Source organism: Mesorhizobium sp. WSM4308 (assembly GCF_002294905.1).
Lineage (GTDB): Bacteria > Pseudomonadota > Alphaproteobacteria > Rhizobiales > Rhizobiaceae > Mesorhizobium.
In genome coordinates this window covers 31,115-51,855 of the sequence record NZ_NSFW01000027.1, presented here as the reverse complement: position 1 = coordinate 51,855, position 20,741 = coordinate 31,115, and the positions used below count along the sequence as shown (strand labels likewise).

Here is a 20,741-nt window from a genome sequence, read left to right as displayed (position 1 = left end):
TACATGAATGAACGAGTCGTGCGAAGGCGAATTCCTGGGTATAGGTCCGGGGGCCTATACTCTCCCTAAAAAAGTCAGCAAATCCTGTGAGTTAAGTCAAATAGCGCCGCACCCGCCGGCCGGACGCGACGCGACTTGCTTTTTGTTCCATGCATGTCGTTATCCCAAAACCGCTACGCACTTTTGGGCGACATGCATTAGCCGGCGCGGCGCATGCGCGCGGCGAAGAAGCCGTCCAGGCCCGAGCGTTCCGGCGCGCCGAGGTCGAGGTCGGCCGGCGTGGTGCGCAGCGTGCCTTGTGGCGTCAAGAACGAATCGATGCCGGCGATCTCGCCTTGCCGCAGCGGATCATCGACGACCCCTTGCGTTTCCTTCAGAAACGCCAGATGCAACCCTTCGCCTTCGAGCGGGTCGAGCGAACAATTGGAAAAGACGATCCGGCCACCGGGCCTGACCAGCGTGACGGCGCGGGCGAGCAACCGCCTTTGCAGGTCGGCGAGCTTTTCGACATCGGCCGCCGTCTTGGTCCATGGCACGTCGGGATGCCGGCGCACCGTGCCGGTCGACGAGCACGGCGCGTCGAGCAGCACGGCGTCGAACACCTCCGTGGGCTCATATTTGAGCAAGTCGGCCTGGACGATTTCGGCCGAGAGGCCGAGGCGGTCGAGATTCTGCGCCAGCCGCCCAAGCCGGTTTTTCGAGGTGTCGACGGCGGTGACCCGGGCGCCGGCCAGGACCAGCTGCGCGGTCTTGCCGCCGGGCGCGGCGCAGAGGTCGGCGACGCGCAATCCGCCGACATCGCCGAAAAGCCGCGCCGGCAGGCTGGCCGCGGCATCCTGGACCCACCAGGCACCTTCGGCGAAACCGGGCAGGTCGGTGACGGCACCGGCAAGATTTTGCACGCGCACCGTGCCGGTCGGCAGCACGATGCCGCCGAGCTTTTCGGCCCAGAGTTCGGGATCGGCCTTGACCGAGAAGTCGACCGGCGCCTCGTACCGGTGCGCGGCGAGAATGAGCTTCGCTTTATCGGCGCCATAGGCAGCCTTCAGCCGGTCGGAAAACCATTTTGGCGCTTCATCGGTCGCGGCAAGAGCGGCGGGCAGTTCGGTTTCCTTGGCACGCGCGAGCGTGCGCAGCACGCCGTTGACGAGGCCGGAAAAGCGTTGCGTGCGCGGATCGGACTTGGCGTGGGTGACCGCAAGGTCGACAGCGGCGCTGTCGGGAATGTCGAGGAACAGGATCTGCGCGGCCGCCACATGCAGCATATGCGACAAAGCGGTGGCGTTGGGCGGCAGCGGCTTTTCCAGGCGCCGCGCCAGCAGGCCCGTAATGGTCATGCGGAAGCGCAGCGCGGTGACCAGGATTGCCCGCACCAGGCCACGATCGCGCAAATCGAGCGCCTTGTATTGCGGATGGCCGTTTTCGTGGTCGGTCAGTCCGTCGAGCGGAGTCCTGGCATCGATGACAGCGGCAAGCAGCCGCGCCGCCGCCTTGCGGGCGGCGAGACCGGCGACGAATTCGCCGCCGTCTCTATGATCCTGATTGCCTGAGCCTGCGCGTCGAGATCCCGCCACGCTCACGACCATCGGCCTTTGGGTCCGGTCGGATTGCGCCCCCATGGGTTGGCCTTAGGCCTTTCCGGTTCCGCCGGCTGTTCCGCTTGAGGGGCCTGGCCCCACGGGCCGGACGGCTGTTGTTCCCCGGCCTGCCGAGGCGCTGGCGTCGGGCGCGGGGCGGCCTGGTTGCCGCCCGCCATCTGCCGTGCCATCTCCTGCAATGCGGTGATGCGGTTTTCAGTGCTCGGGTGGGTGGAGAACAGATTGTCCATGCGCTCGCCGTGCAGGGGATTGATGATGAAGAGATGCGCCATCGCCGGATTGCGCTCCGCATCGGGGTTGGGAATGCGTTCGGCGCCGCGGGCGATCTTGTCAAGCGCCGATGCCAGCCACAGCGGGTGTCCACAGATTTCGGCACCGCGCCGGTCGGCCTCGTATTCGCGGGTGCGGCTGACCGCCATCTGCACGATCATCGCGGCAAAGGGCGCCACGATCATCGCCGCCAGCACGCCGACAAAACCGAACGGGTTGTTGTTGTCGCGGTTGCCGCCGAGGAAGAAGGCGAAATTGCCGAGCATCGAGATGGCGCCGGCGAAGGTGGCGACGATGGTCATGGTCAGCGTGTCGCGGTGCTGGACGTGGGCGAGTTCGTGCGCCATCACGGCCGCGACCTCTTCATGGGTCAGCCGCTGCAGCAGCCCGGTGGAGGCGGCGACCGCCGCGTTCTGCGGGTTGCGGCCGGTGGCGAAGGCGTTGGGCTGCGGGTTGTCGATCAGATAGGTCCTGGGCATCGGCAGCCCGGCCTGCTTGGCCAGCCCCTGGACGATGGCGTAATATTCCGGCGCGTTCTTCTCATCGACCTCGACGGCGCGGTTCATCGACAGCACCATCTTGTCGGCGTTCCAGTAGCTGAACAGATTGGTGCCGGCGGCGATCAGCAGGGCGATCATCATGCCGCCCGAACCGCCGATCAGGAAGCCGACGCCCATGAACAGCGCCGTCATCGCGGCCAGAAGCATGGCGGTGCGAAGGGTGTTCATCGTCTGCTCCTGTCGTGGTGGTAAAAAGGGGTCGATCGTCGTGAGTTCATGGCTATATGATGGGAAACACCTGCCCCCATTTCAATCTGCCGGGACTATCGCATGACCGACCAGACCAGCAAAACGCCAGCCGGCCCGAACGACGATGCGCCGCCAAGAGACCTGTCGCCCGCCGCACAGCGGGCGCTGGCCGAGGCCGAGGCGCGGCGTACGGATTATCGCAGCAAGGAAGCCGCGCTGCCGAAGGAAGTCGGCGGCCGTGGCGGCAAGGAACCCGGCCGCTATGGCGACTGGGAAGTCAAAGGGCTGACCAGCGACTTTTAGGGATTGGTCTCAAGCGGCGTTGCGCTGCGCCTCAAGCGCCAGCCAACCGCGCTCGTCGATGGTGATGCCGACATTGTCATAGCCCAGGATCGCGGCATGCAGCGTTGGCAGTGGGTGCGAATGCGTGGCGCTGATCACCATGACCGCGGCTTGCGCGGCCTCGGCCGCCGCGATGCCGGCCGGAGCATCCTCGAACACCAGGCAGTCGCGCGCATCGAAGCCGAGCCGTTGCGCGCCAAGCCGGAAACAGTCGGGGGCCGGCTTGCCACGCGAAACGTCTTCAGCCGCAACGATGACCGCGGGGACAGGAATGCCGGCAGCCTCCATGCGCGCAAGCGCCAGGGAGCGTGGCGCCGAGGTGACGATCGCCCAGCTTTCTCCCGGCAGCGCCTTGAGAAACGCCGCGGCGCCGGCGATCGGGACAATGCCGTCGAGATCGGCGGCCTCGGCCTTCAGCAGCAGGTCGGCCTCATGCGCCGGGTCGACGCCTGGAAGGGCAAGGTTGGTGATGGTCTCGATCGCCCGCACGCCGTGGATCGTCGGCAGGAAGGCGGCGACGTCGAGGCCATGGCGGCGCGCCCAATCGCTCCACACCCGCTCCGCCGAGGCGATGGAATTGATGAGCGTGCCATCCATGTCGAAAAGGAAGGCCGCGAATTTTCTGCCAGCAAACATGATTTTCCTTGAAGTCGGGGGAGCGTGTCGAGGGAGGGCTGCCCAACCGTAACGTCAAGGCGCGGGCATGGAAAGGCACGAGGGCCTATTTTGCGGCGGTCCAGGGAACCACAGCCATCTCGCGACGTTGGAACGGCATTGCTTTCCATGACGATCGAAGGGGACCTGTGATGCTGATCCGGCTCGGCTACGAAATCGCCATTGAGTGCGCAGAGGCCACACCGGTGATTTCGCTGCTCGAGATCCACAAGGACAGGCAAGCCGACATCAAGCGGCAGACCCGGGTGCTGACCTCGCCTTCGGTGCCGACCAAGCTCTACCATGACCTGCATGGCAATGGCTGCCGCCGCTTCACCGCACCAGCCGGCGCCTTTCGCATCCTCTATGACGCAGTGATCGAAGACAGTGGCGACACGGACGAGGTCAACACGCTGGCCCGGGAAGTGCCGGTGGCCGAATTACCCGACGATGTGCTCGTCTATCTCCTGGGCAGCCGCTATTGCGAGACCGATCACCTCAGTAGTCTCGCCTGGCAGCTGTTTGGCCATCTTCCCTCCGGCTGGGCACGGGTGCAGGCGATCGTCGACTATGTCCACAACCGGCTGTCGTTCGGCTATGGCTATGCGCGTTCGACCCGCACGGCGGCGCAGGCGCATGAGGAGCGGGTCGGCGTCTGCCGCGACTTCGCCCATCTGGCGATCACGCTCTGCCGCTGCATGAACATTCCGGCGCGCTATGTGAACGGCTATCTCGGCGATATCGGCGTGCCGATCGATCCGGCGCCGATGGATTTCTCGGCGTGGATGGAAGTGTTCGTCGACGGCAAATGGTACACGTTCGATCCACGCCACAACCGGCCTAGGACCGGTCGTGTCGTCATCGCGCGCGGCCGCGACGCCACCGACGTGCCTTTGCTGCACAGTTTTGGTCCACACCGGCTCAGCCTGTTCAAGGTGTGGACCTATGAGCAGGAAGGCAATCTGTTCAATCCGCCCCATCACGGTATCGACAGGACGGCCAGCGCACAGATGCTGGCCTAAGGTATGTTGATATTCAGGTGATGCCGGCTCGCAAATGGCCTGACCTGAATCTCAACACATTTTGATTCCGTTCGCGCCCCAACTTACTCGGCTATCTCGGTACAGTTGGCCCGTTGCGGCACAGAAGGCATGTGCCGCATCAGGACGGTGCGAAGCAGTCCGCGATTGCCTCGATTCAAGCATGGTAAGCAGTCCGTAAACGCGGCTGATGCCGCGACTTTTTGTTTACCAGTCATTCACCTTCGACACAGCCGAAGTCCAACAAAAACAAAAGGTTGAAGGTTAGGGGCTCGGTTCCGGCGCCTGACGAGCGGCTTCCGGCTGGAATCCTGCATTGCCCTCATTGCGGCGACGAGGCCGAGGCAAGCGGAGGCTGTTGGATGCGAAATTACGGGGGTCTTGTTCACGCGGTCGGCGGGTTCGCCAGACACAGCGGTGGAAATTTCGCGATCCTGTTCAGCTTTGCTGCCTCGGTCCTGGCGCTGGCCGCAGGCTTCTCGGTCGACATCTCGCAGCTCTACAACGCCAAATCGAGCCTGCAAGGGGTGATCGACGCCGCGGTGACATCGACGGCCCGCGACCTGACGACCGGGGTCATCAAGGAGGCCGACGCGAACAAGGCGGTGCAGAACTTTCTCGTGGCCAACAGCACGGCGGGCATTCTGCAGTCCGACCAAATAGTGCTCGACAAGCTTATCGTCGACAGGACCGCCAACACGGTGCAGGCGGACGCCCATGTCGATGTCGCCCTGTTCTTCCCAGTTTTCGGCATGGGCAATACGAAACGCGTCACCGCGTCGACGACATCGCTTTATTCGGACAAGACCATCGAAGTGGCGATGATGCTCGATGTGACAGGATCGATGGCCGCCAACTGGTGGGCAAAGACCGACAAGATCGGCGACCTGCAGGCCGCCGCTTCAACCGCCGTAGAAAATCTGCTGGACAACAACATCGACCCGAACAATCCGCGCGTGCGCGTGGCCATTGTTCCCTATGCCGAAGCGGTGAATACGGGCGGCCTCGCCGACAGCGTTTTCGTCGAGCAGGCAGGGGGCTCGAATCTGCCACCACCAGTGCCATCAGCGGGTGCACCGATCCCGGTTGGCTCATCCGTGACCCTGCGGCCCGACAAATGCGCCACCGAGCGCAAGGACAAGGATGGCTATGCCGATTACTCGTCCGACGGGCCGTCCGAGTTGCGCAGGAACAACCAGAACCAGGAGTATCTCGCCAAGGTCAACCGCGATGATCGCATGGGTACCTGCCCGACGCCGGAGCTCATTCCGCTGACAGCCGACAAACAGAAATTGCTCGACACGATTGCTGATTTCAAGGCGGCGGGCGTGACCGCCGGCGGCATCGCCGTGCAATGGGGCTATTACATGCTCTCGCCGTCCTGGCGCTCGACCATTGTCAACGCCCGGCTGGGCACCGGTCCCGCCAATTTCGACAACAGAAAGGTCGGCAAGGTCGCGCTCCTGATGACGGACGGCCAGTTCAACACTGCGTTCGCCGGCGGGCGAAGCGCGCCCAGATCGCAGAATGCCGGTCAGATGTCGCGAAGCAATGCCGAAAGCATTTGCGACAACATGAAGCGCGACGGCATCGAGATCTTCACCATAGGTTTCGATCTCGACGATCCGTCGATGACATCGACCGAGCGGGATCAGGCAAAGAGCGTGCTCCAGGGCTGCTCGACTGCGGACACGTCCACCCTGAAACATTATTACGAGGCGGCTACGGGTCCCGAACTGAACGAAGCGTTCAATGCCATCGTGCAGAACATCGAGCGGCTGACGATCGCCAAGTGAACCGCCGTGGCCTCCGGCGACATTGGCCCAACGGAAAAGGCCGCCGCTTCTTTCGAAGCCGGCGGCCTTCCGTGTTTCCGTCCATGGCGCGGCCTGTGGCGGCAACCCCTTCGGGCTACCTGCCGCGCATCTCGCGCCTTAACGGGAAGACTGCTTCCCGAAAGTGCAATCCGCTGAGGCCACGTTCTGGAAAACGAAATCACTCGACATCGGATCACCTCCTTTCGATTTGTTGAACACATCCTCATGATGGGGTGCGTTGCAGCAAATGACAAGATGCCGGGCTGAAAAAGGCGTCCCGCCGGAGAATGCCGCGCAGTCGGGTCCGCGTGCTTCGGCTTGCGATCCCCGGCCAAAACGGACAACATGGCGTTATCGGTCACGGGAGGGACCATGGACGCCACCGAGAGAGCCGCGCGCATCGTACGAACCGTGATCGGGGCGCTGCAGCCGGGCTTTGCCGTCAGGCTATGGACCGGAGAACGGATCGGCCCCGCCGGCGGTCCTGTGCTTGCCATCAACGACCAGGACATCGTCTGGCAACTAGCCCGTCGGCCGACTTTCTCGACGCTGGTCGAGATGTGGATTTCCAAAACCGTCGATATCGAAGAGGGATCGCTGTTCGATTTCTACGCCCTGCCTTCGCAAGGTAAGTTGAAGACAAAGCTCAGATCGCTGCCGAAGCTGGCGATTCTGCGCGACCTCCCGGCCGTGCTGCTTTCGCGAAAGCAGATGACGGCACGCACCGATCTATCGGGACACAATCCTTATGTCAGCGGTTCGAGCAAGGAGGCGATCCAGCATCACTACGACATTTCGAATGCTTTCTACCGGCTCTTCCTCGACGAACGAATGGTCTACAGCTGCGGTTATTTCAGGGATTTCGCCAACGGCATAGACCAGGCGCAGATCGACAAGCTCGACCACATCTGCCGCAAGCTCCGGCTGAAGCCGGGCGAAAGCCTGCTCGACATCGGCTGCGGCTGGGGGGCGATGCTGATCCACGCGGCGAAGCATTACGGCGTCGTCGGCCGTGGCGTGTCGCTGTCGGAAGCGCAGACGAAGCTGGCGCGCGAACGCATCCGCGCCGAGGGGCTCGAGGACCGCATCACCATCGAGATAAAATCCTACGCCGAGCTTTCCGGCACGTTCGACAAGATATCGTCGATCGGCATGTTCGAGCATCTGGGCCTCGCCAACCATGCGGCCTATTTCTCGACCGTCCACCGTCTGCTGAAGCCCGGCGGCATCTACCTGCACCACGCCATCACGCGGCGCAGCAAGGGCGACCCGAAGAAGACCCTGCGCAAAGGACCGGAATACAGGGCGCTGATCAAATACATCTTCCCGGGCGGCGAGCTCGACACCATCGGCATGACGCTCGGGAATCTCGAGGCGCACGGTTTCCTCGTCGCCGACGTCGAGAATTTGCGCGAGCATTATGCCCGCACCTGCAGGCTGTGGGCCGAGCGCCTGCAGGCCCGCTTCGATGAGGCGATCGCTGAGGTTGGCGAGCCCAAGGCACGGCTCTGGCTGCTTTATCTCACCGGCTGTTCGATCACCTTCGATCGCGGCTCGGCGCAGATTTTCCAGACAGTCGTCACCAAGCGCGCGCGGGGGCCAAGCGGCCTGCCGCCGACACGGGCCGACCTTTATCGGTAGCTACAGAAAACGCATCGCGTCGCCGACCTTGATACCGGCCGGCCGATCCACTGTGCAGTAGACGCCGAGATTGTGCGCGTTGTGGCGGACCAGATTGCGCAGGATGCCGGGATCGTGGTCGAAGCCGTCCTGGGCGATGATGGTGAAGCCGCAGCGGCGGCAAGGCTCCGAAATGGTCACCAGCAGATCGCCGATCGCGAGCTTGCGGCCGATCCATTCCGTTTCGGGGAACGAGCCTTCCACCGCCGCCATGTCGACGACGACGTTGGGGCGGAAGCGGCGCGGATCGGCGGCGCCATCCGGATGCAGCGCCTTCAGGCGCGCCAACGACGCCGTGGTCAAAAGGTGGATAGGCGCCTTGCTGTAGCGGGCGGCGGTGACCGGACCGGCATAGGCCGGCGGCGCATTCTCCAGGCCGAAGGGCCGGATCGAGGCGGCGAAGCCGAGATAGGCCGATATGGCACGGTCGCATTCGGCGCCGGGTGCGCTCACCCAGTCGCCGCCAGGGACGGCGATCTCCAGGTCGCGATCATTGGCCAGCCGGGTGCGAATGCGCGGCACCTTGTGCCATTTCGCCTCGCGGTCGGGCCTCGCGATCTCCTTGTCCGAGACATCGACGAGGCCGAACATGCGGTCGCCCGCCATGCCCGCCGGTCCGACCAGGATGGCGTCCTGGCGCTCGCCGGCGAGTGAACTCGCCGGATAGCGCCAGAGCTGCGCGACAGTGCCGATATCATTCATTCCGCTGGTCTCTCGTTGGCCGGGCTTCCCGCGACCTTCGACCAGTCGTTTTCAGCCTTTCTTGTTCTGCCGGTTGGCGATGAGATCGTCAACGACGGCCGGATCGGCGAGTGTCGAGGTGTCGCCCAGGGTGGCGAAATCGTCCTCGGCTATCTTGCGCAGGATGCGGCGCATGATCTTGCCCGAGCGTGTCTTGGGCAGGCCGGGAGCGAACTGGATCTTGTCGGGCGAAGCGATGGCGCCGATCTCCTTGCGGACGTGGGCGATGAGCTCCTTGCGCAGTTCCTCGGTCGGCCCCACCCCCTTCATCAAGGTGACGTAGCTGTAGATGCCCTGGCCCTTGATGTCGTGCGGATAGCCGACGACGGCGGCCTCGGACACCGTGTCATGGCTGACCAGCGCCGATTCGACTTCCGCCGTACCCATGCGGTGGCCGGAGACGTTGATGACGTCGTCGACACGGCCGGTGATCCAGTAGTAGCCGTCGGCGTCGCGCCTGCAGCCGTCACCAGTGAAATACTTGCCCTTGTAGGTGGAAAAATAGGTCTGCACGAAACGGTCGTGATCGCCATAGACGGTGCGCATCTGGCCCGGCCAGGAATCGGTGATGCAGAGATTGCCGTCGGCCGCCCCTTCCAGCACCTTGCCTTCGCCGTCGACCAGCTGCGGCTTGACGCCGAAGAAGGGCCGCGTCGCCGAGCCGGGCTTGAGGTCGGTGGCGCCCGGCAGCGGCGTGATCAGGATGCCGCCGGTCTCGGTCTGCCACCAGGTGTCGACGATCGGCACCTTGCCGTTGCCGACGACGTTGAAATACCACTCCCAGGCTTCCGGGTTGATCGGCTCGCCGACCGAACCGAGCACGCGCAGCGATTTGCGCGAGGTCTTCTTGACCGGGTCGTTGCCGGCGCCCATCAGCGCGCGCAGCGCGGTCGGGGCGGTGTAGAAGATGTTGACCTTGTGCTTGTCGATGACTTCCCAGAAGCGCGCCTGCGAGGGGTAGTTCGGCACGCCCTCGAACATCAGCGTGGTGGCGCCGTTGGCGAGCGGGCCATAGACGATGTAGCTGTGGCCGGTGACCCAGCCGACATCGGCGGTGCACCAGTAGATGTCGCCGTCATGGTAGTCGAAGACATATTGGTGCGTCATCGAGGCATAGACGAGATAGCCGGCGGTGGTGTGCAGCACGCCCTTCGGCTTGCCGGTCGAGCCTGAGGTGTAAAGGATGAACAGCGGGTCTTCCGCTTTCATCTTCTCGGGCTTGCACTCGGCCTTCACCGTCGCGACCTCGTCGTGATACCAGAGGTCGCGGCCCGGCGCCCAGCCGATCTTGCCGCCGGTGCGGCGCACGACGAGGACGTTCTTCACCATGACGAAGTTCTTGGCGGCGATGTCGATCGCCTTGTCGGTGTTCTCCTTCAGCGGAATCGACTTGCCGCCGCGCAGGCCCTCATCCGATGTGATGACGAAGGTCGATTCGCAGTCGACGATGCGGCCGGCCAGCGCATCGGGCGAGAAGCCGCCGAAGACGATCGAATGGATGGCGCCGATACGCGTGCAGGCCAGCATCGCATAGGCGGCTTCCGGGATCATCGGCATGTAGATGGTGACGCGGTCGCCCTTCTTGACGCCGTGCTTCTTCATCACATTGGCGAGCCGGCAAACGTGCTCGTAGAGCTCGTTGTAGGTAATTTTCTTGTCGTCGTAGGGGTTGTCGCCTTCCCAGATGATGGCGGTCTGGTTGCCACGCTTCTTCAGATGGCGGTCGATGCAATTGTACGAGACATTGGTCAGCCCGTCCTCGAACCATTTGATCGCGACCTTGCCGTCGAAGGAGGTGTTCTTGACCTTGCTGAACGGCTTGAACCAGTCGATGCGCTTGCCGTGCTTGCCCCAGAACTTGTCCGGGTTCTTGATGCTGTCGGCATACCATTTCAGGTAGGTGTCGTTGTCGATCAGCGCGTTCTTCTTCCACGCCGGCTGGACGCGATGGACATGAACCTCGGACATTCCTGACTTTCCTCCCAAACCAATCCGCCGCCTTGAACCGCCGGCTGGATCGCGGCGAAGCGGCCGCGAATTCGGCGGCATTATTACCAGTTCCGGCGTTACGGCAATATTAGACGTTGGATTTGCGTGGCGGGATGCCGCAGGGGCATTGGCGGACGTTGTCAGCACTCAGCTTAGCTCGCTGCTAACTGTATGTTTTCGCGTCGAAAAGCCTGTTTCGATCAGGAAAAATCAATAGACAGTTAAGCAACGGCGCGCACAATCTGACGTTGGGAGGAAAGGAGACTCAACCAAGGGACCGCCAAGGGGGCAGCAATGCGCGACCATGCCGAAATGGACCTGATGCTCAAAGGCTATGGCCTGACCACGGCCAAGATTCTCTATCATTTCCCCGACCATCCCCACCTGCTGCAGAGCTTCATCTGGCAGGACTACGACCTCGCTCCGACGTTTCCGGTGCTGATCAAATTCATCGAATTCTGGAAGGCCAAGCTCGACGGGCCGCTGCACTCGGTTGTCTACACGCACCAGAAGCTGATCGCGCCGAACGAATGGCGCAAGGTGGATGGCGAGTTCGTGCTGCATTAACACAAAGCTCGATGAACCGTCTGCCATCGATGGCCGAGATGGGATGGATAGGGCCGACCAGGTCGCCCCTATCCCGTCATCAACTCTTCGATGCTCAGGATCCGAGGGTTTCCACGTAGAAGTACCTCGCCATACCATGACACTTTGTCATGCGATGGCAGAAGAAGGGGTGACGCCCTCAGACCTAGCAGGGTGCGCTCCATTGCTTCACCAAAGGTACTGCCCATAAAACCTATGCCAGGCATACTCGGAGACACGACAAACACCCGGCCTCCTCCATCGACATACAGGCTTACGTGATAATTGTGAGCCGCTGCAAAGCAGGCCAGCTTGGTCTGAAGCAGGGCTTCAATCTCGAAAATTTCTTCGTAGCCTTCGTCTGGAGACCACCAAAAGCTGATATCGCTTCGGGCGCACTCGATCCCAGAACCGGTCTCACCGACCTTAAGGCCATCGAACTCGCTGAGAATGGCAGCTACCGGATGACCAGCCGGGACTGTTGGAGACACGGGAACTTTGCGCCCAGGAAACCACCCGGCTGCGGCAAAGATCGGCAAAACAGCAGGCGGTAGGGTCATCATTGCGCGACTATGAGCAGTGATCCTAACGTCCGCAATAGGTCGACTGCGGACGTTAGCCTAGTGGTGGGCGAATAGTCTCTTGTTGTCAGTTCCCTGTAGTCCTTTTCACACCGCCGGCGGGTTGAGCCGGGCAAAACCTTCCTGGCGGCGATAGGGGAAATACGGATAGGGCGCTGTCACTTCGCTTGCCGCGTCGAGTTTCTTCACCTGTTCGGGCGTCAAGGCCCAGCCGACGGCGCCGAGGTTCTGGCGCAATTGTTCCTCGTTGCGGGCGCCGATGATGACGGAGGAAACGGTCGGGCGCTGCAACAGCCAGTTGATGGCGATCTGCGGCACGGTCCTCCCGGTTTCCCGCGCCACCGCGTCCAGCGCGTCCATCACCCGGTAGAGATGTTCGTCCTCGACCGGCGGGCCGAAGCTTGCGGTGTCATGCAGCCGGCTCTTTTCCGGCAGCGGCTGGCCGCGGCGGATCTTGCCGGTCAGCCGCCCCCATCCGAGCGGGCTCCACACCAGCGCGTCGACGCCCTGGTCGAGGCCGAGCGGCATCAGTTCCCACTCATAGTCGCGGCCGACCAGCGAATAGTAGACCTGGTGCGCGACGTAACGCGGATAACCGTGCTTGTCGGCCTCCGCCAGCGACTTCATCACCTGCCAGCCGGAGAAGTTGGAGACGCCGACATAGCGCAGCTTGCCGGCGCGCACGAGCTCGTCCAGGGTCGACAGCACTTCCTCGATCGGCGTGCCGGCATCGAAGGCGTGCAGTTGCAACAGGTCGATATAGTCGGTGCCGAGGCGCTTCAGCGCGGCGTCCACGGATTTGATCAGTCGTGAACGGGAAGAGCCGTAGTCGGCCGGCCCATCACCCATCGGCAAGGACGTCTTGGTCGAGATCAGCACGGCATCGCGCCGGCCCTTGATGGCTTCGCCGAGCACCTCTTCCGAGGCGCCGTTCGAATAGACGTCGGCGGTGTCGAACAGATTGACGCCGGATTCCAGGCAGATGTCGACCAGCCGCCGCGCTTCCCTGGCGTCGCTGTTGCCCCAGGCGCCGAACAGCGGACCGGAGCCGCCAAAGGTTCCCGCGCCAAATGAGAGTGCGGGCACTTTCAGGCCCGATGCGCCGAGACGTCGATAGTCCATTTTCTTACTCCTGGTGGTTTGGAAAGGGGTGTCGAAAAAACCGGTCCGCCGACGTGCGTCAGGGTCGGACGGAGACGGGCGCGCCGAGCGCGTTGGCGCGATCAAGGCGCAGGGCCAGCCCGGCCACGCCGAGTGCCGCGACCGGCAGCAAGGCGGCCACCCAGGTGAGCGAACCCAGCCCAAGGCCATCGGCGATGACCGCTCCGCCGAGCCAGGCGCCAGCGGCATTGCCGAGATTGAAGGCGGCGATGTTGAAGGAGGAGGCAAGGCTCTGGCCGGCGCCTTGCGCCTTGTCCAGCACCCACATCTGCAGCGGCGCCACGGTGCCGAAGGCGGCGGCGCCGAGCAGGCCGGCATAGATGACGGCCATGACCTGGCTGTGGATGGCGAAGCTCATGGTCGCCAGCACCACGGCGAGCACCACGAGGCTGCCCAGCACCGCCGGCACCAGCCAGCGGTCGGCGACCTTGCCGCCGGCGAGGTTGCCGGCGATGAGGCCGCCGCCGAAGACGAGCAGGATCGGCGACACGGCGGCTTCCTTGAAGCCGCTGATCTCGGTCAACAGCGGAGCTATGTAGGTGAAGACGGCAAAGACGCCGGCATAGCCGAGCACGGTGGTGGCGAGGCCGAGCAGGACCGGCGTGCGGCGCAGCACGGCAAGGTCGGCGCGCAGGTCGCTCTTTTCGGGCGCGACCTCGCTGCGTGGCACCAGGGCCAGGATGACGGCGAAGGCCGCCAGGCCGACCAAGGCCACCGCCCAGAAGGTCGCGCGCCAGCCGAAGGCCTGGCCGAGCCAGGTGCCGAAGGGCACGCCGAGGATGTTGGCGCCGGTGAGCCCGGTGAACATCAGCGCGATCGCCGACGCCTTCTTGTTGGGCGCGACCAGGCCGGTGGCGACGACAGAACCGACGCCGAAGAACGTGCCATGGGCAAAGGCGGTGATGATCCGCGCGCCCATCAGGGTCCAATAATCGGGCGCCAGCGCACAGGCGAGATTGCCCAGCGTGAAGATCGCCATCAGCGCCAGCAGCACGGTCTTGCGCGGCCAGTTGCTGGTGGCGATGGTGAGCAGCGGCGCGCCGATGACGACACCCAGCGCATAGCCCGAAATGAGCTGGCCGGCGGCCGAGATCGAGACGCCGAGGTCCTTGCTGACGTCGATGAGCAGACCCATGATGACGAATTCGGTGACGCCAATGCCAAAGGCACCGGCGGCGAGGGCGTAGAGAGCAAGAGGCATGGCAGTTCCCACTTTGGCGACGAGCGCCTTGTCCAAACCGCGCTCCGAGCCAAAAGATCGTGTCGCCATGCACTGTGAACCAGACTTGCATTGGGCACATTTTCTGTGAAATAGATTCACAAATGGCCAGACCCGACATCAACCGCTCCGGCGAGATCGAAGTGTTTGTGCGCGTGGTCGAGGCGGGTAGCTTCTCGGCGGCTGCGCGCATGTTGCGCATGACGCCATCAGCCGTCAGCAAGCTGATCGCGCGTCTGGAAGCCCGGCTCGGCGCGCGGCTGGTCAGCCGCTCGACACGCAAGCTGCAGCTGACGCCGGAGGGAACGGCGTTCTACGACAGCGGATTGCGTATCCTGGCCGACATGGCCGCGGCCGAGCGCGAGGCGGCGGCGGGTGCCGCACCGCGCGGGCGGCTGCGCGTCAACACCTACGTGCCCTTCGGCGTGCACCGGCTGATCCCGCTGTTGCCGCGCTTCCTCGAACGCTATCCCGAAATTTCGGTCGATCTGGTGCTGACCGACAGCGTCATCGACCTGATGGCCGAACGCGCCGATGTCGCCATCCGCGCCGGGCCGCTCGGCGAATCGCGGCTGGTGGCGCGCAAGCTCGGGCAAAGCCCGGTGGTGGTGGTAGCGGCCCCGTCCTATCTCGAAGCGCATGGCAAGCCGCTGACGCCGGCCGATCTCGATGGGCATAATCGCATGGGCTTCGGCTTCGTCAGGCACATTGATGGCTGGCCGTTTGTCGACGCTGCCGGCAACGCGGTCATGGTCCCGATCACCGGCAACACGCTGGTCAGCGACGGCGAGGCGATGCGGCTGATGACGCTGGCCGGAGCGGGCATCTCCCGGCTGGCGCGCTGGCATGTCGCGGCCGATATCGCTGCCGGGCGGCTAGTGGCGCTGCTGGAGGATTTCAATCCGGGCGACGAGGAGGCGACCCACGCCGTCTATGTCGGCCAGGGCCGGCATCTGCCGGCGCGGGTGCGGGCCTTTCTCGATTTTCTGGGAGAGAGTGTGCGGCTGGCCTGACAGGACACTCGGGAGCCGCCGGGCTCCCGAGATAACTGCGCTGGCAGCTACTATGCTTTCGGCACGAACGGCGCCGGGCGACGGCCAGCCGCCTGGCGCTCCAGCATCCAGCCGGGATATTCGGATGGCAGCGCGCTGACCTCGTCGAGCCTGGCGAGATCGTCCGCGTCGAGCTTCACTTCAGCCGCGGCGAGGTTCTGTTCGAGCTGGTCCATGCGGCTGGCGCCGATGATGACGCTCATCACGAAGGGCTTGGCCAGGACATAGCCGAGCGCCACCGTGGCAACGCTGACGTCATGCTTCTTGGCGATCTCGCGCATGACGGCGACGGCCGCCCAGGCGCGGTCCTCGTTGACCGGCGGGAAGTTGAAGGACGCACGGCGGCCCTCGCCATTGCCGGGCGCGCCAGGACCGTACTTGCCGGAAAGCAGGCCGCCCGCCATCGGCGACCACACCATCAGGCCGAGTTTTTCTTCGCTGATGAGCGGCACGATCTCGCGCTCAAGGTCGCGGCCGGCGATCGAATAGTAGGACTGGATGGTCTCGAAGCGGGCGAATTCCTTGCGGTCGGCGATGCCGAGCGCCTTGGCGATGCGCCATGCCGCCCAGTTGGAAACGCCGACATAGCGGACCTTGCCGCTGGCAACGAGGTCGTCCAGCGCCCGTAGCGTCTCGTCGATCGGCGTCACCGCGTCGGTGCCGTGCAGCTGATAGAGATCGATATGGTCGAGCTGCAGCCGTTCGAGGCTGGCATCGACCGAATCCATGATGTGGCCGCGCGAGGAACCGCGCTCGTTCGGACCCTGGCCCATGGCCCCATGCACCTTGGTGGCGATGACGACGTCCGACCGTTTGACGCCGAGATCCCTGAGCGACTGGCCGAGCAGGCGCTCGGACTCGCCGAAGGAGTAGACGTCGGCCGTGTCGAAGAAATTGACGCCGGCGGCGATCGAGCGGCCGACGATCTCGTTGACGCCCTTCTGGTCGAGGCTGGCGATCAGCCCCCATTGGGCATTCTGCCCGGCGGCGCCGAAGGTCATGGTGCCGAGGCACAGTTCGGAGACGAACATCCCCGTATTTCCAAGCTGGTTGTAACGCATGGCGAAGCTCCAGGAGAAATGTGTGATGACACAAACCAAATAGGAACGGTACGTTTCGTTTCAAGTCGTGGCGCAGCCGGCTTGCCGAACTGGCCCAAAGGCGTGCGTATCAGCGGCTGCCGAAGATCGCCGAGCCGACCCTGACGCTGGTGGCGCCGAAGGCGATGGCCGTCTCGTAGTCGCCGGACATGCCCATCGACAGTTTGGCGACGCCGGCCTCGCGGGCAAGCTTTTCCAGCAGGGCGAAATGCGGACCGGGATTTTCGTCGGCCGGGGGGATGCACATAAGCCCTTCTATGGCGAGGCCGTGGACATCGCGGCAGCGGGCGACGAAGGCGATCGCCGCGCGCGGCTCGATGCCGGCCTTCTGCGGCTCGGAGCCGGTGTTGACCTGGACATAGAGCTTCGGTGCGCGGCCTTGCCTGGCGATTTCCTTGGCGAGTTCGGCGGCGATTTTCTCGCGGTCGATCGTTTCGATGACGTCGAACAGCGCCACCGCTTCCTTGGCCTTGTTCGATTGCAGCGGACCGATGAGATGCAACTCGATGTCAGGAAAAGCCTGCTTCTGATCGGGCCATTTGGCTTGCGCTTCCTGCACGCGGTTCTCGCCGAAGACCCGTTGGCCGGCCTCGATCACCGGCCGGATGTCGGCGGCGTCAAAGGTCTTGGAGACGGCCACCAGCGTCACCGCGCCGGCCTCGCGGCGGGCCTCCTGCTCGGCGGCGGCGATCTTCGCCTTGACCGCGAAAAACTGCTGAACGGTGTCACCCATATGCAAATCCCGCTGTTTTGACCCGCGTTTTTAGCCGCCGCGATGCCCATATGGTTGACGGGTTTGCCAAACCATGGTGAACACCCGGACCACATTCCCTGAACCGCGGAGCCAGTCGCCCGCGGTTCGCGCCTGCTTTTAAGTGAAAAACGTCCCATGGCAACCGAACGATACAATCCGCGCGCGTCAGAACCCAAATGGCAGAAGGCCTGGGCCGAAAAGAAGCTGTTCGAAGCGCGCAATGACGACCCGAAGCCGAAATACTATGTGCTGGAGATGTTCCCCTATCCGTCGGGGCGCATCCATATCGGTCACACCCGCAATTACACGATGGGCGACGTGGTGGCGCGCTACAAGCGGGCCAAGGGGTTCAACGTGCTGCATCCGATGGGCTGGGACGCCTTCGGCATGCCGGCCGAAAACGCAGCGATGCAGAACAAGGTCCACCCCAAGGAATGGACCTACCAGAACATCGCCACCATGCGCGAGCAGCTCAAGGTCATGGGCCTGTCGCTGGACTGGGCGCGCGAATTCGCGACCTGCGACGTCGACTACTACCACCGCCAGCAGATGCTGTTCCTCGATTTCGTCGAGAAGGGGCTGGTGACGCGCAAATCCTCCAAGGTCAACTGGGACCCGGAGGATATGACGGTGCTCGCCAACGAGCAGGTCATTGACGGGCGCGGCTGGCGCTCCGGCGCGCTGGTCGAACAGCGCGAACTGACGCAGTGGTTCTTCAAGATCACCGACTTTGCGCAGGACCTGCTGGATTCGCTCGACGGCCTCGACGAATGGCCGGAAAAAGTGAAGCTGATGCAGCAGAACTGGATCGGCCGTTCGGAAGGCCTGCTGATCCGCTGGCCTTTGGCCTCTGACGTTGCCGGCGAGCATGAGCTGGAAGTCTACACGACGCGGCCCGACACCATCTTCGGTGCCTCCTTCATGGCCGTCGCCGCCGATCACCCGCTGGCCAAAAAGGCCGCCGAGACCAATCCGGCGCTGGCGAAGTTCATCGACGAGGTCCGCCATATGGGCACGTCGGTGGCCGCACTGGAGACGGCCGAGAAGAAGGGTTTCGACACCGGCATCCGCGTCGTCCATCCCTTCGACGACAGCTGGACGCTGCCCGTCTACGTCGCCAATTTCGTGCTGATGGAATACGGCACCGGCGCCATATTCGGCTGTCCGTCCGGCGACCAGCGCGACCTCGACTTCGCCAACAAATACGGCCTGCCGGTGATCCCGGTGGTGATGCCGGAAGGCGGCGATGCGAAGTCGTTCCAGATCACGGAAGAAGCGTATGTCGACGACGGGGTGATGATCAATTCACGCTTCCTCGACGGCATGAAGCCGGACCGCGCCTTCGACGAGGTGGCGAAGCTGCTGGAGCAGAAGACGATCGGCAACAGGCCGATGGCCGAGCGCAAGGTGAATTTCCGCCTGCGCGACTGGGGCATTTCGCGCCAGCGCTACTGGGGCTGCCCGATCCCGATGATCCATTGCGAGGATTGCGGCGTGGTGCCCGTGCCGAAGGCCGACCTGCCGGTCAAGCTGCCCGACGATGTCGATTTCGACCGGCCGGGCAACCCGCTCGACCGGCATCCGACCTGGCGGCATGTGAAGTGCCCGCAATGCGGCAAGGACGCGCGGCGCGAGACCGATACGATGGACACGTTCGTCGATTCGTCCTGGTATTTCGCCCGCTTCACCGCGCCCTGGGCGCATGAGCCGACCGATCCCAGGGCGGCGAACGAATGGCTGCCGGTGGACCAGTATATCGGCGGCATCGAGCATGCGATCCTGCATCTGCTCTATTCGCGCTTCTTCACCCGCGCCATGCGCGAGACCGGCCATGTCGATCTGGCGGAGCCGTTCAAGGGCCTGTTCACGCAAGGCATGGTGGTGCACGAGACCTACCGCGTCGGATCGGCTTCGAACGGCCGCTGGCTGGCGCCGACCGAAGTGCGGCTGGAGGGCGTCGACGGCGAACGCCGCGCCTTCGACATCGCCACCGGCGAGGCTGTCACCATCGGCCCGCTGGAGAAGATGTCGAAGTCGAAGAAGAACACGGTGAGCCCGGAAGACATTACCGACGGCTACGGCGCCGACACGGCGCGCTGGTTCATGCTGTCGGATTCGCCGCCCGAGCGCGATGTCGAGTGGACCGACGATGGCGCCGCCGGCGCGCACCGCTTCATGCAGCGCATCTGGCGGCTGGTGTCGACGGCGGCCGAGACGCTGGCGGGCGTCAAGCCCGCGGCGGCCGACGCAGGCGAGGCGGGAGCGGTGTCGAAGGCCACGCACAAGATCCTGAAGGCGGTCGGCGAGGACATCGAGAAGCTCGGCTTCAACCGCGCCATCGCCCGCATCTATGAACTGGCCAATGTGCTGACCACGCCGCTCAACCAGGTGGCGGAAGGCAAGGCCGATCCGGCACTGCAGAGCGCCTCCCGCCAGGCGGTTGAGATCCTGGTGCATCTGATCGCGCCAGTGATGCCGCATCTGGCAGAAGAGTGCTGGGAGACGCTCGGCGGCACCGATCTGGTCGCCGAACGGCCATGGCCGGTCTTCGATCCGGCGCTGGTCGTCGACAACGAAGTGACCTATCCGGTGCAGGTCAACGGCAAGAAGCGGGGGGATTTGACAATTGCCCGCGACGCGGACCAAGGTGCGGTCGAAAAAGCGGTATTGGCTCTCGACTTCGTGCAGAAAGCACTCGAAGGTAAGGCTCCGCGCAAGGTGATCATCGTACCGCAGAGGATCGTCAATGTCGTTGCCTGATCGGGAAAAGACAGAGCTGAGCCGTCTGCTGCGCCGCGTCGCGCTCGCCGGCCTTGTCGGCTCGCTGGCTCTGGTTTCGGCCTGCACGGTACGGCCGCTCTATTCCAACGCGCCATTGTCGACGGGCTCGACCACCAATGCCGAGCTGGCGTCGATCGCCATCAAGCCGGTCAGGACGCGTTATGCCCAGCAGGTGCGTAACAATCTGATCTTCGGCTTCGGGCGGGGCGCCGGCGAACCGGCGTCGCCGCTTTATTCGCTTAATCTCAGCGTGGCCGAAGCTGTTGAATCCTCGGCCCTCGTGCAGGTCGGCACCGATGAGGACGAGCCGACCGCCGGCTCGGTGACGCTGACCGCCAACTATACGCTGACCGATGCGAAAACCGGCGCCGTCATCACCGTCGGCAAGCGCTCGATTACCTCGTCCTTCGACAGGCCGCGCCAGGAATTTGCCTCGTACAGGGCGCAGATCGACGCCGAGAACCGCGCCGCGCGCGAACTGGCCGAGGCGCTGCAGCTGTCCATCGCCCAGGATCTGGTCAGGCACGGCAAGGCGGCCAGCTAGCGCCAGCTTCTTTTCACGGAAACGCCATCTCGATCCTGGTGTCCGGTCGCCTCGCAGCGGCCGGGCGGCATATTTTCAACTCGC

At 63.9% G+C, this 20,741-nt stretch carries 18 protein-coding genes; 8 read left to right on the top strand and 10 right to left on the bottom strand.

Annotated elements, in window-relative coordinates; genetic code table 11:
- Window positions 1-197 precede the first annotated feature (197 nt).
- Together CK227_RS34015 and htpX are read right to left on the bottom strand one after the other, a co-directional pair.
- Window positions 198-1,586 (bottom strand): RsmB/NOP family class I SAM-dependent RNA methyltransferase, encoded by a 1,389-nt coding sequence (locus CK227_RS34015; protein WP_179296572.1) that lies wholly within the window; start codon window positions 1,584-1,586, stop codon window positions 198-200.
- A complete protein-coding gene (htpX, locus tag CK227_RS34010; protein ID WP_095775848.1) occupies window positions 1,577-2,596 on the bottom strand; it encodes a zinc metalloprotease HtpX in 1,020 nt (339 codons plus the stop codon). The genes CK227_RS34015 and htpX overlap by 10 nt, the downstream gene beginning before the upstream one ends.
- A 102-nt stretch (window positions 2,597-2,698) precedes the next feature.
- Here htpX and CK227_RS34005 point away from each other — a divergent pair, with 102 nt between their 5' ends.
- On the top strand, window positions 2,699-2,920 hold the full coding sequence (locus tag CK227_RS34005) for a DUF1674 domain-containing protein (RefSeq protein WP_095775847.1): 222 nt from the start codon (window positions 2,699-2,701) through the stop codon (window positions 2,918-2,920).
- Between the two features lie 9 nt (window positions 2,921-2,929).
- Here CK227_RS34005 and CK227_RS34000 read toward each other — a convergent pair whose 3' ends face one another.
- Window positions 2,930-3,595: an HAD-IA family hydrolase gene (locus CK227_RS34000; RefSeq protein WP_095775846.1), complete on the bottom strand. Its 666-nt coding sequence runs from the start codon at window positions 3,593-3,595 to the stop codon at window positions 2,930-2,932.
- Window positions 3,596-3,765: 170 nt separating this feature from the next.
- On the opposite strand from CK227_RS34000, the gene CK227_RS33995 reads away from it, so the two are divergent.
- From CK227_RS33995 to CK227_RS33985, 3 genes are all read left to right on the top strand, one after another.
- A complete protein-coding gene (locus tag CK227_RS33995; RefSeq protein ID WP_095775845.1) occupies window positions 3,766-4,635 on the top strand; it encodes a transglutaminase family protein in 870 nt (289 codons plus the stop codon).
- 380 nt (window positions 4,636-5,015) lie between these two features.
- Window positions 5,016-6,449 carry a pilus assembly protein gene (locus tag CK227_RS33990; protein ID WP_095775844.1) on the top strand — a complete coding sequence of 478 codons (1,434 nt, stop codon included), beginning with the start codon at window positions 5,016-5,018 and terminating at the stop codon, window positions 6,447-6,449.
- Between the two features lie 393 nt (window positions 6,450-6,842).
- Entirely contained in the window at window positions 6,843-8,111 is a 1,269-nt protein-coding gene (locus tag CK227_RS33985; RefSeq protein WP_095775843.1) for a cyclopropane-fatty-acyl-phospholipid synthase family protein, read from the top strand.
- On the opposite strand, the gene CK227_RS33980 is transcribed toward CK227_RS33985, so the two are convergent.
- Window positions 8,112-8,852, bottom strand: a complete 741-nt coding sequence (locus CK227_RS33980; protein ID WP_095775842.1) for an MOSC domain-containing protein — start codon at window positions 8,850-8,852, stop codon at window positions 8,112-8,114.
- Window positions 8,853-8,903: 51 nt separating this feature from the next.
- Entirely contained in the window at window positions 8,904-10,859 is a 1,956-nt protein-coding gene (gene acs, locus CK227_RS33975) for an acetate--CoA ligase (protein ID WP_095775841.1), read from the bottom strand.
- A gap of 315 nt (window positions 10,860-11,174) precedes the next feature.
- Between acs and CK227_RS33970 the strand changes: the two genes are divergently transcribed.
- On the top strand, window positions 11,175-11,447 hold the full coding sequence (locus tag CK227_RS33970) for an usg protein (protein WP_095775840.1): 273 nt from the start codon (window positions 11,175-11,177) through the stop codon (window positions 11,445-11,447).
- A gap of 68 nt (window positions 11,448-11,515) precedes the next feature.
- Here CK227_RS33970 and CK227_RS33965 read toward each other — a convergent pair whose 3' ends face one another.
- From CK227_RS33965 to CK227_RS33955, 3 genes are all read right to left on the bottom strand, one after another.
- Window positions 11,516-12,028, bottom strand: a complete 513-nt coding sequence (locus CK227_RS33965; protein ID WP_095775839.1) for an SUKH-3 domain-containing protein — start codon at window positions 12,026-12,028, stop codon at window positions 11,516-11,518.
- A gap of 105 nt (window positions 12,029-12,133) precedes the next feature.
- On the bottom strand, window positions 12,134-13,168 hold the full coding sequence (locus tag CK227_RS33960) for an aldo/keto reductase (RefSeq protein WP_095775838.1): 1,035 nt from the start codon (window positions 13,166-13,168) through the stop codon (window positions 12,134-12,136).
- A 58-nt stretch (window positions 13,169-13,226) separates the two neighbouring features.
- Window positions 13,227-14,408, bottom strand: a complete 1,182-nt coding sequence (locus CK227_RS33955; protein ID WP_095775869.1) for an MFS transporter — start codon at window positions 14,406-14,408, stop codon at window positions 13,227-13,229.
- Window positions 14,409-14,530: 122 nt separating this feature from the next.
- On the opposite strand from CK227_RS33955, the gene CK227_RS33950 reads away from it, so the two are divergent.
- Window positions 14,531-15,439 carry a LysR substrate-binding domain-containing protein gene (locus CK227_RS33950; RefSeq protein ID WP_095775837.1) on the top strand — a complete coding sequence of 303 codons (909 nt, stop codon included), beginning with the start codon at window positions 14,531-14,533 and terminating at the stop codon, window positions 15,437-15,439.
- 50 nt (window positions 15,440-15,489) lie between these two features.
- Here CK227_RS33950 and CK227_RS33945 read toward each other — a convergent pair whose 3' ends face one another.
- Both CK227_RS33945 and CK227_RS33940 read right to left on the bottom strand, forming a co-directional pair.
- On the bottom strand, window positions 15,490-16,539 hold the full coding sequence (locus CK227_RS33945) for an aldo/keto reductase (protein ID WP_095775836.1): 1,050 nt from the start codon (window positions 16,537-16,539) through the stop codon (window positions 15,490-15,492).
- A gap of 109 nt (window positions 16,540-16,648) precedes the next feature.
- Entirely contained in the window at window positions 16,649-17,311 is a 663-nt protein-coding gene (locus CK227_RS33940; protein WP_095775835.1) for a YggS family pyridoxal phosphate-dependent enzyme, read from the bottom strand.
- Window positions 17,312-17,467: 156 nt separating this feature from the next.
- Here CK227_RS33940 and leuS point away from each other — a divergent pair, with 156 nt between their 5' ends.
- Both leuS and lptE read left to right on the top strand, forming a co-directional pair.
- Window positions 17,468-20,092 carry a leucine--tRNA ligase gene (gene leuS, locus CK227_RS33935; protein WP_095775834.1) on the top strand — a complete coding sequence of 875 codons (2,625 nt, stop codon included), beginning with the start codon at window positions 17,468-17,470 and terminating at the stop codon, window positions 20,090-20,092.
- Window positions 20,079-20,657 (top strand): LPS assembly lipoprotein LptE, encoded by a 579-nt coding sequence (gene lptE / locus CK227_RS33930; protein ID WP_095775833.1) that lies wholly within the window; start codon window positions 20,079-20,081, stop codon window positions 20,655-20,657. The genes leuS and lptE overlap by 14 nt, the downstream gene beginning before the upstream one ends.
- Window positions 20,658-20,741 lie beyond the last annotated feature (84 nt).

Coding starts and splice junctions, on each gene's coding strand:
- CK227_RS34015 (WP_179296572.1), bottom strand. CDS start 1,586: ATGGTCGTGAGCGTGGCGGGATCTCGACGCGCAGGCTCAGGCAATCAG.
- htpX (WP_095775848.1), bottom strand. CDS start 2,596: ATGAACACCCTTCGCACCGCCATGCTTCTGGCCGCGATGACGGCGCTG.
- CK227_RS34005 (WP_095775847.1), top strand. CDS start 2,699: ATGACCGACCAGACCAGCAAAACGCCAGCCGGCCCGAACGACGATGCG.
- CK227_RS34000 (WP_095775846.1), bottom strand. CDS start 3,595: ATGTTTGCTGGCAGAAAATTCGCGGCCTTCCTTTTCGACATGGATGGC.
- CK227_RS33995 (WP_095775845.1), top strand. CDS start 3,766: ATGCTGATCCGGCTCGGCTACGAAATCGCCATTGAGTGCGCAGAGGCC.
- CK227_RS33990 (WP_095775844.1), top strand. CDS start 5,016: ATGCGAAATTACGGGGGTCTTGTTCACGCGGTCGGCGGGTTCGCCAGA.
- CK227_RS33985 (WP_095775843.1), top strand. CDS start 6,843: ATGGACGCCACCGAGAGAGCCGCGCGCATCGTACGAACCGTGATCGGG.
- CK227_RS33980 (WP_095775842.1), bottom strand. CDS start 8,852: ATGAATGATATCGGCACTGTCGCGCAGCTCTGGCGCTATCCGGCGAGT.
- acs (WP_095775841.1), bottom strand. CDS start 10,859: ATGTCCGAGGTTCATGTCCATCGCGTCCAGCCGGCGTGGAAGAAGAAC.
- CK227_RS33970 (WP_095775840.1), top strand. CDS start 11,175: ATGCGCGACCATGCCGAAATGGACCTGATGCTCAAAGGCTATGGCCTG.
- CK227_RS33965 (WP_095775839.1), bottom strand. CDS start 12,028: ATGATGACCCTACCGCCTGCTGTTTTGCCGATCTTTGCCGCAGCCGGG.
- CK227_RS33960 (WP_095775838.1), bottom strand. CDS start 13,168: ATGGACTATCGACGTCTCGGCGCATCGGGCCTGAAAGTGCCCGCACTC.
- CK227_RS33955 (WP_095775869.1), bottom strand. CDS start 14,408: ATGCCTCTTGCTCTCTACGCCCTCGCCGCCGGTGCCTTTGGCATTGGC.
- CK227_RS33950 (WP_095775837.1), top strand. CDS start 14,531: ATGGCCAGACCCGACATCAACCGCTCCGGCGAGATCGAAGTGTTTGTG.
- CK227_RS33945 (WP_095775836.1), bottom strand. CDS start 16,539: ATGCGTTACAACCAGCTTGGAAATACGGGGATGTTCGTCTCCGAACTG.
- CK227_RS33940 (WP_095775835.1), bottom strand. CDS start 17,311: ATGGGTGACACCGTTCAGCAGTTTTTCGCGGTCAAGGCGAAGATCGCC.
- leuS (WP_095775834.1), top strand. CDS start 17,468: ATGGCAACCGAACGATACAATCCGCGCGCGTCAGAACCCAAATGGCAG.
- lptE (WP_095775833.1), top strand. CDS start 20,079: ATGTCGTTGCCTGATCGGGAAAAGACAGAGCTGAGCCGTCTGCTGCGC.